The sequence below is a fragment of the Actinomycetes bacterium genome (assembly GCA_036000965.1).
Lineage (GTDB): Bacteria > Actinomycetota > CALGFH01 > CALGFH01 > CALGFH01 > DASYUT01.
Window position 1 is genome coordinate 1 of sequence record DASYUT010000259.1, and the last position, 15,872, is coordinate 15,872.

General features: G+C 72.0%; 11 protein-coding genes and 2 pseudogenes. 6 read left to right on the forward strand and 7 right to left on the reverse strand.

The features are described 5' to 3' along the window. Nucleotides 1–203 precede the first annotated feature (203 nt). Nucleotides 204–740 (reverse strand): MerR family transcriptional regulator, encoded by a 537-nt coding sequence (locus tag VG276_22435; protein HEV8652074.1) that lies wholly within the window; start codon nucleotides 738–740, stop codon nucleotides 204–206. A 33-nt stretch (nucleotides 741–773) separates the two neighbouring features. Beyond that, a pseudogene (locus tag VG276_22440) lies at nucleotides 774–1,052 on the reverse strand (MerR family DNA-binding transcriptional regulator). 123 nt (nucleotides 1,053–1,175) lie between these two features. Between VG276_22440 and uvrA the strand changes: the two are divergent. Next, nucleotides 1,176–3,343 (forward strand): annotated as a pseudogene (uvrA, locus tag VG276_22445) (excinuclease ABC subunit UvrA). Here the strand turns inward: uvrA and VG276_22450 are convergent. After that, entirely contained in the window at nucleotides 3,337–5,952 is a 2,616-nt protein-coding gene (locus tag VG276_22450; GenBank protein ID HEV8652075.1) for a M14 family zinc carboxypeptidase, read from the reverse strand. The pseudogene uvrA and the gene VG276_22450 sit on opposite strands and share 7 nt — an antisense overlap. Before the next feature lie 455 nt (nucleotides 5,953–6,407). Here VG276_22450 and VG276_22455 point away from each other — a divergent pair, with 455 nt between their 5' ends. After that, nucleotides 6,408–8,600 (forward strand): caspase family protein, encoded by a 2,193-nt coding sequence (locus VG276_22455; GenBank protein HEV8652076.1) that lies wholly within the window; start codon nucleotides 6,408–6,410, stop codon nucleotides 8,598–8,600. Between the two features lie 48 nt (nucleotides 8,601–8,648). Here the strand turns inward: VG276_22455 and VG276_22460 are convergent, their stop codons facing one another. Both VG276_22460 and VG276_22465 read right to left on the reverse strand, forming a co-directional pair. Beyond that, on the reverse strand, nucleotides 8,649–10,322 hold the full coding sequence (locus VG276_22460) for an AAA family ATPase (GenBank protein HEV8652077.1): 1,674 nt from the start codon (nucleotides 10,320–10,322) through the stop codon (nucleotides 8,649–8,651). A 214-nt stretch (nucleotides 10,323–10,536) separates the two neighbouring features. Continuing rightward, nucleotides 10,537–10,854, reverse strand: a complete 318-nt coding sequence (locus VG276_22465) for a hypothetical protein (protein HEV8652078.1) — start codon at nucleotides 10,852–10,854, stop codon at nucleotides 10,537–10,539. Nucleotides 10,855–11,031: 177 nt separating this feature from the next. Here VG276_22465 and VG276_22470 point away from each other — a divergent pair, with 177 nt between their 5' ends. Next, on the forward strand, nucleotides 11,032–11,235 hold the full coding sequence (locus VG276_22470) for a hypothetical protein (GenBank protein ID HEV8652079.1): 204 nt from the start codon (nucleotides 11,032–11,034) through the stop codon (nucleotides 11,233–11,235). A gap of 231 nt (nucleotides 11,236–11,466) precedes the next feature. Further along, on the forward strand, nucleotides 11,467–12,216 hold the full coding sequence (locus tag VG276_22475) for an SDR family oxidoreductase (GenBank protein HEV8652080.1): 750 nt from the start codon (nucleotides 11,467–11,469) through the stop codon (nucleotides 12,214–12,216). 117 nt (nucleotides 12,217–12,333) lie between these two features. On the opposite strand, the gene VG276_22480 is transcribed toward VG276_22475, so the two are convergent. Together VG276_22480 and VG276_22485 are read right to left on the reverse strand one after the other, a co-directional pair. Next, nucleotides 12,334–13,236 (reverse strand): SDR family oxidoreductase, encoded by a 903-nt coding sequence (locus VG276_22480; protein HEV8652081.1) that lies wholly within the window; start codon nucleotides 13,234–13,236, stop codon nucleotides 12,334–12,336. A 105-nt stretch (nucleotides 13,237–13,341) separates the two neighbouring features. Further along, nucleotides 13,342–13,875 carry an Lrp/AsnC family transcriptional regulator gene (locus VG276_22485; protein HEV8652082.1) on the reverse strand — a complete coding sequence of 178 codons (534 nt, stop codon included), beginning with the start codon at nucleotides 13,873–13,875 and terminating at the stop codon, nucleotides 13,342–13,344. Between the two features lie 140 nt (nucleotides 13,876–14,015). Here VG276_22485 and VG276_22490 point away from each other — a divergent pair, with 140 nt between their 5' ends. Together VG276_22490 and VG276_22495 are read left to right on the forward strand one after the other, a co-directional pair. After that, nucleotides 14,016–15,482: an aspartate aminotransferase family protein gene (locus tag VG276_22490; GenBank protein HEV8652083.1), complete on the forward strand. Its 1,467-nt coding sequence runs from the start codon at nucleotides 14,016–14,018 to the stop codon at nucleotides 15,480–15,482. Between the two features lie 160 nt (nucleotides 15,483–15,642). Beyond that, nucleotides 15,643–15,872 (forward strand): CoA-binding protein (locus tag VG276_22495; GenBank protein HEV8652084.1); only part of this gene is annotated, 230 nt, incomplete at its 3' end.

The window sequence follows — 15,872 nt, forward strand, 5'->3', positions numbered from 1 at the left end:
CGTCTCCGACGCGCTCGGCTTCGACCTCATGGACGAGGAGGGGTACCGGCGGGGGGCACGGAACCAGCTCAGGTTCGGGTACAAGCTCCCGGCACCCCTCAGGCTGTTGGCCCGTAACCCGGCCTGGTAGGCCCCGGACTCCCGAACCTGACCCGAGCCCCAAGGTAGCGGCAGGGCTCGGCTGGAATGCGGTATGCCACCGGTCAGCTTCCGCCACGAGCGGCGTCGCGGCCCGCCTCCCCCCATGTGAGAGCTTCGTCGCCGGAGGTCGGCTGTTCGTTTGTGATGTAGTGGTGCAGGTGGCTGGAGCCTTCGAGCATGGCTGTTGCCCGTTGTGTCAGTCCCGCCTGACGTTGTGCGATGGCTGCGCGTAGTGCGTCACTGCTGCCCGTTCGGCGGAGGCCGTCGAGTATGGGCTGTATCTGGGGCAGGGGATAGTGGCCCTGTCGGAGCATGTTGATCATTCGTGCGTCTCGGACGTCGGTCGAGCTGAAGCGGCGGTACTTGGTGTCCGGGTCACGCTTTGGAGTCAGGAGGCCTGCGGACTCCCATACACGTAGGGCAGAGGTGCGCACACCGAGGTAGGCAGCCACCTCTCCGATGCGTATTCCTGACCGCGGCACTGCCGAGGTATCTGGGGTCTGCTCTGCATCCGCTTCGAGCGCTTCGCCTGTCGCCTGGAGGGAGAGCCGTTGTTCATGCAGCGCGGCATGGCTGGCGTCCACGAGCGTGAGCGCCAAGGGGATGTCCCCGGCATGAACAGCCTGCATGATCGCTCGAGCGGTCTGCGACCCGTATCCCCTCGCGAGAGCTCGGTAGGTAAGCAAAGCCCGGCGGTGCCTGGCTTCGAATCTTCGGTAACCGGCAGGGGTCCGTGAGGCCAGAGGTAGGATGCCTGCCTCGACGTAGTTGCGGATCTGTTGGGTCGAGATCCCTGCCATGCGTGCCAGATCGATCGGGCGAAGGCCTGTTTCCCCACGGCCCATTGCTTCACCTTCCCGGCGACAGGGTTCACCAGCGAGTTGAAGGTTACTCGCACATATCTCCAGCATAGATCGCCGGCTGTCAAGAAAAGTCTCTACTAAGCACTTCAATGAGATACTTGAAGTATGCAGGCCGGCAGCAGCGAACAGACCAGGAGCGAGCCGACCGTCGGCCTGTAGGGGACCACAACCATGGACGACTCAATCCTCATCAAGGGCGCGCGCCTGCACAATCTCAAGAACGTCACGGTCGCCATCCCGAAGAAGAAGCTCGTCGTCCTCACCGGCCTCTCCGGTTCGGGCAAATCCACGCTCGCCTTCGACACCCTGCACAAGGAAGGCCAGCGGCAATACCTCCGCGTGCCCCACCTGCACCGGCCTCGGCACCGTGCTCAAGGCCAACGTGCACCGCCTGATCGACCACGAGCGCAGCGTCGCCGCCGGCGCCGTGCTCGGCTGGCACCCGTTGCTCACCGAGCGCAACATCCCGACCCTGCAAGCCGCCGGGCGGCACTACGGCTTCGACTTCGACGCGAACGTGCCCGTGAACGCGCTCCGGGCCGTCCAGCGCGACCTGCTGCTCCACGGCGTCGACAGCCCGGAGTTCCGCCGGCACTTCCCCGACGTCACGCCGCCTACCACTGTCGCCCGCGGGCGCTTCGAGGGCGTGGTCACCAACCTGCTACGCCGCTACGCCCAACGCATCGAGGACGCGGACTACCGCGAAAACGTCGAACGATTCCTGTTCAACGAGACCTGCCCGGACTGCCAGGGCATGCGCCTGCGACCAGAGAGCCGCCAGGTCACCGTCACCGGCCTCACCATCGTGGACGCCGCGCGGCTGCCGCTCGTCGAGCTCGCCACGTGGATCGATGCGCTCCACGGACAGATCACCGCGGAAGCGTGGCTCGTCACCGAGCCCATCGTCGCCGACTTGCACGAGCGCGTGCGCCGGCTGGTCGACGTCGGCGTCGGGTACCTGACGCTCGAGCGCGCGACGCCCAGCCTCTCGGCGGGTGAGGCCCAGCGCCTGCGCCTTGCCGCGCTGCTCGGCTCCGGGCTCACCGGCGTGCTGTACGTGCTCGACGAACCCACCATCGGCCTGCATCCCGCCGACCACGCGCGGCTGATCGAGGTGCTGCGCCGCCTGCGCGACCTGGGCAACACCGTGCTCGTCATCGAGCACGATCTCGACGTGCTGAGCGCGGCCGACCACGTCGTCGACATCGGGCCGGGCGCGGGGCGGAACGGCGGGCGCATCGTGGCCATGGGCTCGCCGGCGCAGGTGGCCGCGAGCAGGGGCTCGATCACCGGCGACTATCTCGCCGGCCGGCTGGTCGTGCCCGTTCCCGCGTCGCGCCGGCCCGGCGACTGCAAGACGCTGGTCATCCGCGGCGCGCACACACACAACCTCAAGAACGTCACCGTGCGGCTGCCGCTCGGGCTCCTCGTCGCCGTGACCGGTCCGTCGGGGTCGGGTAAATCGTCGCTGCTGGTCGACATCCTCGACCGCGCCGCGCGGCAACGGTTCTACGGCGCGATAGAGACGCCCGGCGCGCACGACGGGATCGATGGTTGGGAACATCTCGACAAGATCGTGACCATCGATCAGCAACCCATCGGCCGGGTGCCGCGCTCGAACGCGGCGACCTACTCCGAGGCGTTCACGCCGATCCGCGAGGCGTTCGCCGCGACCGCCGACGCGCGCGAGGGCGGGCTCACGCCGCGGCACTTCTCGTTCAACGTGCCCGGCGGCCGCTGCGAGCGCTGCGAGGGCACGGGCGTGCTCAACGTGCAGATGCACTTCCTGCCCGAGGTGCGGGTGCGCTGCCCCGCCTGTCGCGGGCGCCGCTTCAAGCGCGAGGTGCTCGCCGTGCGGTACGGCGGTCACGACATCGCGCAGGTGCTCGACATGACCGTCGAGGAAGCGCTCGCGCTCCTCGGTGGCGTGCCCGCGGCGGCGGTGCGGCGGCAACGCATGGCCGATGTCGGGCTCGGCTACCTGCAACTGGGCCAGCCGGCGACGATGCTGTCCGGCGGCGAGGCGCAGCGCATCAAGCTCGCGAAGGAACTCGGCCGTCGCGCGACCGGCCGCACGCTGTACCTGCTCGACGAGCCGACCACCGGCCTCCACGCCGCGGACACCGCGCGGCTGCTCGGCGTGCTCCAGCGGCTCGTCGACGCCGGCAACACCGTCGTCGCCATCGAGCACCACCTCGACCTCATCCGCGTCCGACTGGGTGATCGACCTCGGCCCCGCGGGCGGCGCCGCCGGCGGCGAGGTCGTGGCCGAGGGCACGCCGGAGGCGATTACGCAGGTGAGCGCGTCGCGGACGGGGGCGTTCCTGGCCAGCTACTGATCAGCCCAGTACGCCGCCGTTCCAACCATCGACCACAACCGCTCAGGATCGGCCCGGTACAGCGGGTTCATCGCGAACACCGTGAGCCGCGCGGTACCGGCGCCGGCGGTGCCGGCGGTGTTGAGTCCGTGGGTGATCACTGCGGAGCCCGGTGCCGATGCCGACTGCGCGTCCTGCTTCCAGAAGCCCGAGGCGACGATGTTGGACCACGGCAACCCCGGGAACTGGCCGTCGACGGTCCATATCGTCGGAACGGCCGTGAACCAGGTCGGGGGATCCATGATCGCCGTGTCCTGGCTCGGGAAGGCTCCCACGATCGGGCTGTCGGCGCCGCCCCGGTTGTTCCAGTACACGATGGCGCTTCTGCCGCTGCCGGTCCTCGACGCGGCCGCGAGCCCGCTCACCAGCGAGCCGGCGGTCAGGAAATTGGCCCCGTTCGCGCCGGCGCCAAGGTACCCGCCGCCGGCGGCGAAGAACGCCTGGAGCCGCGACCTGGCGGTGGCGTTGGCCGCCGACGGGTAGCCCCCGGTGTTCCAGATCACGTCGTAGTTCGGCAGCGGATCCGTCGCCGCGGTGTTGAGGGAGGCGGTGGACACGAAGTCCGTCGGGAAGCCGATGCTCCGCAGCGACCAGACGTCCTGGTTCGCGGTCCCGCTCAGCACGAGGAGGCGGGGAACCCGGTCGATCGGCTCGAGGGGTGGCAGGACCGATGACCCGCTCAGCCGGTGGAACCAGACGTCGTTGGCGCGTCCCGCGTTGGCGAGCCTGACCTTCGTCGCCGGATCGGCCGGGAAGACCACGCTCCCGGCCGGGAGGATGCCCCCGGTCGCGCTGTTGAACGACGACATGGCGAGCTGCGCCGGCATGCCCTCGCCGACGAGCTGGTTCACCGTCCGCAGCGCCGTCGGCGAGTCGATCACGACGGCGTAGTGCTCCGCGACGCCCGGCTCCACGCCGCCCAGCAGGTGGCTGGACTTCGTGACCTGGTTCGTCTGCGGCGAGAAGCCTGCACCCCGGGGGATGAGCGTGACGTCCGCCCCCCAGAGGTGGCCGTGGCTCCACGCCGCCGGCGGCGCGTAGAGCTGACCGATCTCACTGGAGATGTCGACGCCGATTCCAAGGGCTGTGTCGACCAAGCCGCGGCGGGCCTGGGTCATGGGGATGACGTATGACCCCTTCTGGAACGTCCGGCCCTCGAACGTGGATGCCTGCTTCATCTCCTCGACCACGACACCGTTCGTCAGCAGCCAGTCGACCAGGCGGTTCGCCTCCGGCTCGCTGCGCTGACCCTCACCCATCGGGATCACGAAGGCCGTTGGGTATTCGTGCATCCAGTTGTTCGCCTTGTCGAACGGGGGCGGGCAGCACTCCGGTCGCGGAGCGTTCGTTACCCCGCGGCGATAGAACTCCATCTGGTCGAAGAGCAGGTCGTGGCGGTGGGCTACGTCGAACAGGAGCGTCGACCAGCCGACCTTATGCTGGGCCAGCCGCGCGCCGAGCCGACCGAGCTTGTCTGGGGGGAGCGTGGTGCCCGCCAAGGCGCAGTCGAAGTCGGTCTGGTTGCACATCTCGACCGTGGATGCGTTCAGGCCGACGTGCTGGGCGTACATGGCCGCGTAGAACGGCCCCCAGTCGTCCCACCCCTCGGCGACGGCCGGACCGGGCAGGCTCCCATCGGGGCAGATCCCGCTCGGGCCGGGCGCGTCGCCGTTCGAGCACCAGTCGTTGATCGGCCGCGTGACGCCGAGCCCGACCGAGGCCAGCGCCGCCTCGTTCGCGTCGATGCGGGACTGGTTCCACTTCAGCCAAAGGTCGTACTCGATGCTCGGGTTGTGCGGCTTGGTGGTCGCCTCGACCAGCGTCGGCGTGACGTAGCCGTGGAGATCGAGCACGTCCGGCGCCAGCCACTCCTGCATGATGCCGACGGACGCCTGGGTCTCCGGCTGGGACTGGGTGAGGTAGTCCCGGTTCAGGTCGAACCCGTTGCCGTTCGCCCGCGTTCCGGCGATCCGGCCGTCCGGGTTCTGGATCACATTGAACAGCACGATCGCGTGGTCGAGGATCGCGTCGACCTCGGGGTCCATGCCGTAGGGGGTCGTGGCCAGCTTCTCGATGATCTGCAACGACGCCTCAACGCCCTCGTACTCGTTGCCGTGGATCCCGGCCTGGATCAAGATCGGGACCTTGACGTTGCCTCCGTGTCGTTCAAGGAGCGCCTGTGCCCTCGCCGGATCCGTCAGCGCGATCTTCCGGACCTCCTGCCAGCTCTGGAAGTCCTTCCGCTGCTGCGGCGTGTCCAGGGCGTTGATCGTGACCAGGTGGAGGTCCCGACCCAGGGCGGACCTGCCGACGACGTCCACGCTCATCCGACCGCTGCTCTGCGCCCGGATCGCTTCGAGCGTGCACCCGATCGCGTAGTGGGGGATGTGCGGGAAGCTCCCCACGGGGTCCGTGGGATCGGTCCCGTCCGGGAGGTTCTCCGCGGCGTCGGGCGTGGGTGTGCCGCACCAGGGGGGTGCGAGCTCGGCCTGTGCCGAGGTGAGGGGGGCCACCAGGACGACGAGTTGCAGCAGCACGATCAGGACAAGGCGCGATCGGCGAGACGTCACGGCCCACCCACCTCCTGCCGACCACCCCGGGGCAGGCCGCCCACGGTCGGATGGTCCCGCGTGGCGACCCTAACGTCCGCCGCCAGAGATCCGCAACCCCGTGGGGCGACATGCGCTGCTGGCGTCAGCAGTACCAGCGGCTGAACACGGTTCACCTGGACCTACGTGCTCTTCGCCGGCGCGGATCTCCAGTGTCACCTGCTCGCCCTTGCCGTCACCTGGCGGCAGTTCCGCGCCGCCCTTGCCGGGCGCGGGTTCCCATCGCGTCCGTCCCGGGTAGAGTACGGCTGCATTCGTCACGAACCCGATGCTCCTCCGACATCGACGTGCCAGGTGGCCGCGGCGCAGGCAGCTCAGCCGGCCCGCTCGCCACCCGAGCAAGGAGAGGAATCGATGGCACCAGGGCCCGAGCCCCCGAGCCCTGCCCGGTCCGGACCACGCGGCGTGCGGCGGCCATGGCCGGCACGGCCATGAGCGGTGCGCGGGCCCACCGCGCCCTGCTCGTCGGTAACACCCGGATGCAGGAGGACCCCGAGCACCTCGGCCCCCTCACCGCACCCCCGAACGACGCCGCCAGGCTGCGCGACGCCCTGACCGACGGCGTACGCGGCCTCCACCGGGCCGAGGACGTCAGCGTCCACGTCGACGAGACCCGGGACAAGGTACTGCAGGCGATCGAAGGGTTCTTCTGGTCAGCCCGCCCCGGCGACGAGCTCCTGCTCTACTACAGCGGGCACGGGATCGCGGACGACCATCACCACCTCTACCTGTGCGCGAGCGACACGATGGCCCAGTTCCCGTTCTCGACCGCGATCCCCGCCGGCGCAATCGCACGGATGATCGACGACTCGGCGGCCGCCGCCGTCGTGGTGCTGCTCGACTGCCGCTACAGCGCCACGTTCCAGAAGCGGGGCGACGCGGCCGAGCCGCCGGCCGCGCGGCTGGCCGGCCCGCGGCGCTACGTCCTCGCCAACGGGCAGGACGGGCCCGGTTCTGACGGTCCCGCGGTACGGCCCACGAGCGCGCTCACCGAGGCGGTCGTCGCCGGGCTGCTCGCCGGGTGGGAGGCGGACTGGGGCCGGGAGGTACCCCTGTCCCTCGACGGGCTCTGGTCGTTCGTGGTGGACCGCCTCGGCGCAGCCGGCGAGCCGGCCCCGCGGCGCTGGTTCGACGGGGCCGGGGACCTGCTCGTCGCCCGAGCCCCCGTGCCGTCACCGGCCAGGCCGCCCGCGGGCGACCTCGCCGCCGGGGCTGGCCCGGTCCTCTTCGAGCCTCCGGCCGGATGGGATGGCCACCCCGAGGATGGGGACGGCGAGCCCAGAGCGGCGCCCGGCCCGGACGCCGCCACAGCGCCCGACCTGGGCATGGCCACCGCGGCGCCGTTCCACGCCCCTGGCCAGCCACAGGCCCGGCCCGACGGCGGCGACCCGGCCGACCAGGCTGACCCGGACAGCACCCACCACGACCGGCCCGACGGCGGCGACCCCGCCGACCCGGACAGCACCTACCACGACCGGCCCGGCAGCGGAGAGCCGGCCGAGCCGGCCGAGTCGGCTGACCCGGGTGAACCGGGTGAACCGGGTGACACCCTCGCCGCTCTCGGCGACCAGTCCGGCAGCGGAGACCCGGCCGATCCGGACGGCACCTTGGGTGACCTGCAAGGTCATGAGGAGCCGGCCGCCTTGGCCAGCGTCTTCGACGACCTGCCCGACGGCGGGGAGCCGGCCGACCCAGAGGCTGGCGTCGCGGGCAGGCCGGACAGCGAAGGGCCGGAGGGGGTGGCGGACACCTTGCCGGCGGACGCCCCGGCCGGGCAGGAGCGGTGGTCGGCTGCGCCCCGCCGCCCCCAGCGCAAGTCGTGGATGGACACGATGCTCACCGCCGCCCAGCGGCGCGAGGTGATGGGCTGGGAGCTCGAGTTCGAGTACGTGCGGCAGGAGTCGCCCCACGCGGCCGCGCTGCTGCAGCTCTCCACGTTCCTGGACGCCCGCGGCATCCCGGTCGGCCTGCTGGCCGGCGCCGCCGACGTGCTGCCGCCCGAACTGGCCGACGTCACCCTCGAGCACCGCGAGCTCAACGCCGCCGTCGCCATCCTCGAGGAGCACGGGCTCATCGCCCGGTCCGGGGACATGCTCACCGTCCCGCGCCTGGTGCAGTTCGCGGTGCGGTCGAACCTCGGTCCCGAGCACGGCCAGGAGTGGTCGGGGCGCGCGCTGTGCCTGGTGGCGCAGGCGTTCTCCCCGCCGGGGGGGAACGCCCCGCAGCCGGCCTGGGCGCACCCGACCCGCCTGCTCGTGCACGCCGAGGCGGCCGCCGGGCACGCGCAGGCCCTTGGCGTGCCGATCGAGGAACTACCCTCGGTGCTCGACGCGATCGGGACGCACCTGTGGAGCATGGGCAAGCCAAGGAGCGCCCGGATCTGGTTCGCGCGCGCGCTGGAGACGAGCAGGCAGCTCTACGGCCCGGTCGACCGGCACGTCGCGAACGCGATGGAGAAGCTCGCGGCGATCCACCGGGAGCTCGGGGACGTCGTGCGGGGGGACCGGCTGCAGCACGACGCGATGGTCATGAGCAGCGCGCTCGACCGCAGCCTGGTCCGCCCTCGCGAGTACCCGGACCAGGCCGACCCCGGGCGCGGGCAGCCGTAGCCCGGCGGGCGCCCGGCGGACCCGGTGGACGCAGCCCGCTCGGCCGGGTCAGGCTGGCGGCGGGACCCGCTCCCAGTGGGCGCGGACCTGGTCGTCGAAGCCGTCGGCGACGGCCGCAGCCAGCCTGACGTAGGCATGGCGGGTCCCGGGGGCGAGCTGGTCGAACTCGATCTCGGCGCCAGTCTCCAGGTGGCGGTCGAACGGCACCCGCACCACCGCGCGGCAGCGGCGGCTGAAGTGCTCCTCGAGCTGCCCGACACTCACCGGCCCGCGAGGGCGCACCGAGTTGACCACCACGACCGCGGACCGGGCCAGCGCCTCGAAGCCGTGTTGCTCGAGCCAGTCCAGGGTGAGGGCGGCCGACTGGGCGCCGTCCACGCTGGGCGCGCTGACCACCAAGATCTGGTCAGCGCGCTCGAGCACCGCCAGCATGACCGTGTGCAGCACGCCGGGCCCGCAGTCGGTGAGGATGAGCGAGTAGAAGCGCTCGAGGACCGCCGCCACCTTGCGGTAGTCGGCGTCGCTGAACGGGTGGGACATGCTCGGGTCCATCTCGGAGGCGACCACCTCCAGGCCGGAGGTGGTCTGGGCCGCGTAGGCGCGGACGTCGGCGTAGCGGTCCAGCGGCGGGGCACCGGCGAGCAGGTCCTTGGCGGTGCGGGTGCCATCGCCGCGGGTGCGGCCGCCCAGCGTGCCGGCGTCGGGGCTGGCGTCCACCGCGACCACCCGGTCGGGGCGGTGGACGGCGAACGTCGCCCCGAGGCAGGCGGTCGTGGTGGTCTTGCCCACCCCGCCCTTGAGGGCGAGCACCGCGATGCGCCGGTAGCCGTGGATGGGAGCGGTGACCCGGGCTTCGAGCTCGCGGCGAGCGCGCTCGGCGCGGCCCGGCCGAGGCCGCACGCGTCCGCCGGTGAGCCGGAAGACGAAGCCCTGCCAGCCGGCGGTCGGCCCGCCAGGCTGGCGGGCGAGCAACCGCTCGCTGGTCAGGTCGTCCCACCCGGGCAGGTGCGGGTCCTCCGGCCCGCCCCCGCCGGCCGGCTGCCCGTCCTCATCGGCCGGCCGGGCCGGCTCGGGTTCGGCCCACGCCACCTGGTCGGCGGACCCGGCCGGCTCCGGCCCTTCGCTCGCCGCCGACGCCTCCCCCGGCGCCGGTCCGTACAGGGATGAGGCCGCCTCCGGCTCGACCGATGAGGCCGCCTCCGGCTCGACCTCCGGGCCGGGCATGCCACCCTCGAGAGGGACGGCGGCCTCGGGTGCGCCCTCGGGAGCCGTGGCGGTGTCCTGACCGTCGGGGTCGCCACCTGGTCCCGCACCGGGCCGTGCTCGCCGACGGGAGGGAGCCCTGGGCGTGTCCTGACCGTCGGCGTCGCCATCCTTCCAGGAGGTGGTGACCTCCGCTGCTGGTGCCGCCGGCGGCGGTGCCGGGACGTCCCTGGACGCCTCCGGCACCGGCACCGGCTCCGGGTGGCCGGGCGGGCCGGGAGCCGGCTCCTGGACCCGGGAGGCCTCCGGCTCGTCGTCTGCCGGCGCCGCCTGGCCGGTGTGGCCCGGGACCGGCTCCGGGAGCCGAACCGTCTCCTCCTCGTCTGCCGGCTCCACGCGCTCGGCCAGCCAGTCGAGCCCGTGCTCGACGTACTCGACCTCGACGTCACGCGCGAGCCGCCGGCGGATGGAGGACTGTCGTGGCTCGGCCGGGGGGCGTCCCCTTCTGTCCAGCGGCACGGCTCGCTCCTTGTCGTGCGATGCGGGCAACCCCGCGTCAGCTCACTCCTGCCCGACCGGCGACCCGCACGCGCGTTCCTTCCCTCACCCGGCACGGCAATCTGACCGCCGGCAGGCACCGCGGCAACGTACCGCGACAACGTACCGCACCACAGCCGCCGGCTCATCCGCTGGCGCCCGCCTCGCCGCCACCCGCGCGGCCCATGGCGACGCCTTACCGGACCCGCCAGCGGTCATCCTGGGCCAGCTGGCGAAGCTCCTCGGCCGCGTCCTCCTCGCCCTCGGCGAGCAGCCGGCCAAGGCCGACCGCCCCGCACAAGGCGAGGAACTGGTCCTCGGCCCCGGCGTACCAGCGCACCACCTCGGCCGGTGCCTCCTCAGCGACGGCCTGTACCAGCTCCAGATTGGCTCGCGGGCCCGGGAGACCCGAACGCTCGGCGAGATAGCCGCCCCAGGCGCCGGTCGACAGCGCCCGCAGCGCCGCACGGTACTCGCCGCACGGTACCCGGCGATCCGTTTCATGGCCCAGCAAGCTACCTGGCTTCCACCTGGCGTGGCGAAGGGGCTGAGCACCCGCCGTTCGCGGTCAGCAAACAGGGCGAACATTGCCTGACGCGGCACCAGCTCGGTCGTAACGCCTTGGATACGGCTGTATCAGCGCGAGGTATCCGGCCTCTCCACCCAAAATGCAACCCTCACGGGAGACATGATGCTCGAGTTCCTTCCATGCCCGGAGCCGACCTGCCGGGTGCCGGCTGAGATCGTCGACCGCTGGTCCTGGCGGTCGACCGACGGGCCGGTGGCCCACGCCAAGACGCTCTGCCTGGCCGGCCACTGGTTCACCCTGCCGGTGGACGTGCTCACCGCCCCGCCCGCCCTCACAGCGTCCGGCGAGCACGCGACCATCACCTGAGGCGCCACCACCGGGGCGGCCACCGCTCAGCAGGCCACCGCTCAGCAGGCCACCGCTCAGGCGGCCACCCCTCAGGCGGCCACCGCTCAGGCGGCCACCGCTCAGGCGCCACCCCTGAGGCGCCACCGCCGGGGGTGGCGCCCGTCCCGGCCCGGACGTAGGGTGCGGGCCGCTGGGTGACGGCCCGGCGCTGACGGCCTGGCCGGTCGAGCGGAGCGGGAGGCGGCGCGGATGGACCTTGGCATCAGCGGGAAGGTGGCGCTCGTCACCGGCGCGTCCAAGGGGATCGGGTTCGGGATCGCCCGCGCCCTGGCCGCCGAGGGGGCGCGGGTCGCGGTCAGCTCGCGGTCGCGCGAGCGCATCGACCAGGCGGCAGCGCAGATCGGCGCGGTCGGGCTGGTGCACGACGCAAGCGACGTGGACCGGGCCAGCGCCCTGGTCGAGCAGGTTCGCGACGCCATCGGGCCGGTCGACATCCTGGTCACCAACACCGGAGGGCCACCGGGCAACCCCGACGCGCTCGGCTTCGCCCGGGCGCAGTGGGAGGCGGCCTACCGGGAGCTCGTGCTCGCCACCATCGCGCTGCTCGACGCGGCCCTGCCCGGCATGCGCGAGCGGGGCTGGGGGCGGGTGGTCAACGTGTCGTCGAGTGCGGCGCGCGAGCCGATCCCGAGCCTGATGCTCTCCAACGTCCACCGCGCCGGCCTGCTGGCCGGGTTCAAGACGATTGCCAGGCAGGTGGCGGGCGACGGCGTCACCCTCAACACGATCCTGCCGGGCCGGGTCGCCACCGACCGGCTGCTGGACATGTACGACTCCCCGGAGGCAGCCGAGCGCCAAGCCGCCGAGGAGGTCCCGGCCGGGCGCCTCGGCACCGTCGAGGAGCTGGGCGCGGTTGCCGCGTTCCTCTGCTCGGTCCCGGCCGCCTATGTGACCGGCACCGCCGTGCTGGTCGACGGCGGCCTCACCCACGGCTACTGACGGCCCCGGCGGTAGACTCCGACGACGCGCTGCTGCGCGACACTCAGACCGCCTTCGCGGCGCTCGAGCACGAGCCCGACTAGGAATCTCCCGCCTTCCTTCAGGCGGGGGAGGACGTCAACGGTCCTCGTCGGGGGAGGGGACCCGCAGGCCGGTCATCTCCTCGCTCACCCGCCAGAGGCGCTCGGCGGCGGCGGTGTCGTAGGAGGCCCTGGACGACGAGGAGGGGCGCTCCTTCACGAAGTAGCTGCCGGTGACGCCCTCCACCTCGGAGGAGGTGGCCAGGTGGACGACGGTGCGGGCGCCCTGCTCGGGACTGATCAAGAACGGCCGGAGCAGCGGGTGCAGCAGCCGGATGACGCGTCCGTTGTTGGTGCCGAAACGGGTCGCGACCACCCCGGGGTGGAGCGCGTTCACGGTCACCCCGGTCCCCTGAAGGCGCCGGGCCAGCTCGTAGGTGAACAGCAGGTTGGCGAGCTTGGAGCGCCCGTAGACCGCGACGGAGTAACTCCGCTCGGCCTGCAGGTCGTCGAAGTCGATCCGGGCCCGCTGGTGGGCGTCGGAGGAGACGTTGACGATCCGGGCCGGCGCGCTTGCCTTCAGCCTGTCCAGCAGCAGGTTGGTGAGCAGGAAGTAGGCGAGGTGGTTGAGGGCGAAGGTGAGCTCAAGGCCGTCCGGGCTCAAATGGCGCCTGATGAAGACCGCGCCCGCGTTGTTGACGAGCACGTGCAGGCGGTCGTGGCGGGCCGTGAACTGATCGGCCAGCTGGCGGACGTCGCGCTGCGCAGACAGGTCGGCGAGCAGGTGCTCGACGGTCGAGCTGCCGGTGCGCCGCCGGATCCGATCGACGGTGGCGGCGGTCCGCTCGGCGCTGCGGCCGATCATCACCACGGTGGCACCCCGTCCGGCCAGCTCCTCGGCGGTCACCGCGCCGATCCCCGAGGTCGCGCCCGTCACCAGGCAGATCCTGCCCCGCATGGACTGGTCCCGGCCCGCTTCCGGCCCGCCTTCTGTCGCCATGTCGCCCTATCCCCGTGTGGCCAAGTCGCGATGTCGCCGATGCCATTGTCGTGTATGGCCGGGCGGATCGCCGTCGTGCACGGCCGCCCGGCGGCGGCCAGTGGCTCAGGCCGGCTCGCGCTCGGGCAGCGCGGCCGGGCCAGCGTTGGCGGCGTCGGCCGGGCCAGCGTCGGTGGTGCCGGCCAGCGACCAGGTGTAGGCCTCCTTGAGCAGGCGCAGGTACATGAACGTCTCGGTCTCGCGCACGCCCTCGATGCCGGCCAGGTCCTCGGACAGAAGGCGGAGCAGGTGGTCGTTGTCCTCGCACACCACCTCGGCCAGCATGTCGTGGGTACCCGCGGTGAGCACGAGGTAGGAGACCTCGGGCAGCCGGCGCACGGCCTCGGCCACCCGCGCCAGCGAGCGCCCGTCGACCGAGATGGCCACCATCGCCATCGTCTTGTAGCCGAGCCGCATCGGGTCGGCCACGGCCACGATCTGCATCGCTCCGAGCGCCTGCAGGCGGGCGACGCGCTGGCGCACGGCCGCCTCCGAGATGCCGACGTCCTTGGCGATCCGGGTGAACGGCCGGCGCCCGTCCTGCTGCAGCGCGGCCACGATCGACAGGTCGACCTGGTCGAGGTCCACCGGCTTGCCCATACGAACCACCTTCCACAACCCCTGGAAACACTTCGTAGTGTGCACCATTTCGTTGACCAAGGCACGAATCTCGAAGTAAGGTAGCGGTCGACCCGGTGCAGGGCGAAGGCCCCTGCGCCGCCCGTAGGAGGGTGATGTCCATGGGCCAGCGGCCCGCCCAGGAGCGCATCGAGGCACTCACCACTGTCCGCACCCAGGTCGTGCACGAGCGCACGCCGAAGTCCCGGGAGTGGCGCGAGCGCTCCCTGAGGTCCCTGCCCCTGGGGGTGCCGTCCAGCTTCCAGGACTCTCCGCCCTACCCGATCTTCTTCGAGCGCGGCCGTGGCAGCCAGGTCTGGGACGTCGACGGCAACGAGTACTCCGACTTCCACAACGGCTTCGGCGTGATGTGCGTGGGCCATGCCCACCCGAAGATCGTCGAGGCGATCTCAGAGCGGGCCGCGACCGGCACCCACTTCGCCCAGCCGGTGGCCGAGACCACCCTGCTCGCCGAGGAGATCTGCCAGCGCTTCCACCTCGACCAGATGCGCTTCACGAACTCGGGCACCGAGGCCACCATGGACGCCATCCGGCTCGCCCGAGGCGCGACCGGCCGGGACAAGATCGCAAAGATCGAGGGGTCCTACCACGGCCACCACGAGTCGGTCCTGGTCTCCATCCGACCGGGCAGGGACAACATGGGGCCGCGGGAGCACCCGGCCAGCGTCGCGTTCGGCAAGGGCACCCCGGCCGACGTGACCGACCTCACCCTGGTGGTGCCCTACAACGACGCCGAGGCGCTCGACCGACTGCTCGCCGAGCACGCCGGCGAGGTCGCCGGGCTCATCATGGAGCCGGTCATGATGAACGTCGGCATCATCGACCCGCTGCCCGGCTACCTGGACGCCGTGCGCGAGGTCTGCACCCGCCACGACGTCCTGCTCATCTGGGACGAGGTGAAGACCGGTGCGACCATCGCCCACGGCGGCGCCGAGGAGGTCTTCGGGGTCGTCCCCGACCTCAAGTGCTTCGCCAAGGCGGTCGGCGGCGGCGTGCCGTTGGGCGCCTTCGGCGGCCGCGGCGAGCTGATGGAGGAGATCGCCAAGGACGGCGTGCCGCAGCTCGGCACCTTCAACGGCAACCCGCTGTCTGCCCGCGTCGGCCTGGTCGCCATGACCGAGGTGCTCACCCACGACGCCTACAAGGAGCTGAACCGGCTCAACGACGCCCAGCTCGCCGGCTGCCAGCGGGTCATCGACGCCTACGGCCTGCCCATGTACACCACCGGGGTGGGGGCCAAGGGCGCGGTCATGTACGCTCCGAGCCCGCTGCGGGACTACCGGGAGTACGCCGGGTTCGACGCTCCCGGGGTGGACGCCGACCTGTCCTACCTGTCGTGGCTGTACGAGGTGACCGAGGGCGTGTTCATGACCCCGGGCATCGACGAGCAGTGGACCCTGTCGGTCCAGCACACCGACGAGGATGTCGCCCGCTACGTGCACGCCTTCGAGACGTTCGCCAGCGAGGTGACCGGCCAGTACCCCGTCAAGCTGCCCGAGACGGTCACGCCGGTGGGCCGGGACGAGCGCGGCCAGGGCGGCGCCCGCCTGAGCGGCCTGCCGCAGTAGGCCGCGAGCGGCACGCGACCCGGTGCGGCAGGCGGGACAGGACCCCGCGGGGCAGGCGGGACAGGACCCCGCGGCACGACCCTCTGCGACCGCTCGGGTACCGCCCACTCGGGTCCCGGCCGCTCAGATCCCGGCCGCTCAGGTCCCGGCCGCTCACGATGTGAGCCGGCCGGACCGGGCCCGGCTCGATGCGCTGCTCGCGCCCCGGGCCGTGGCCGTGGTCGGTGCCGCCCCGAGCAGCGACGCCGCCGTGACCCTTGTCCGCAACCTGGTCGACCTCGGCTATGCGGGCGCGGTCTACCCGGTCCACCCGGCGGCGGCGCCGATCTGCGGGCTGCGCGCCTACCCCAGCCTGGCCGACCTGCCCGGGCCGGTCGAGGCGGCCGCGCT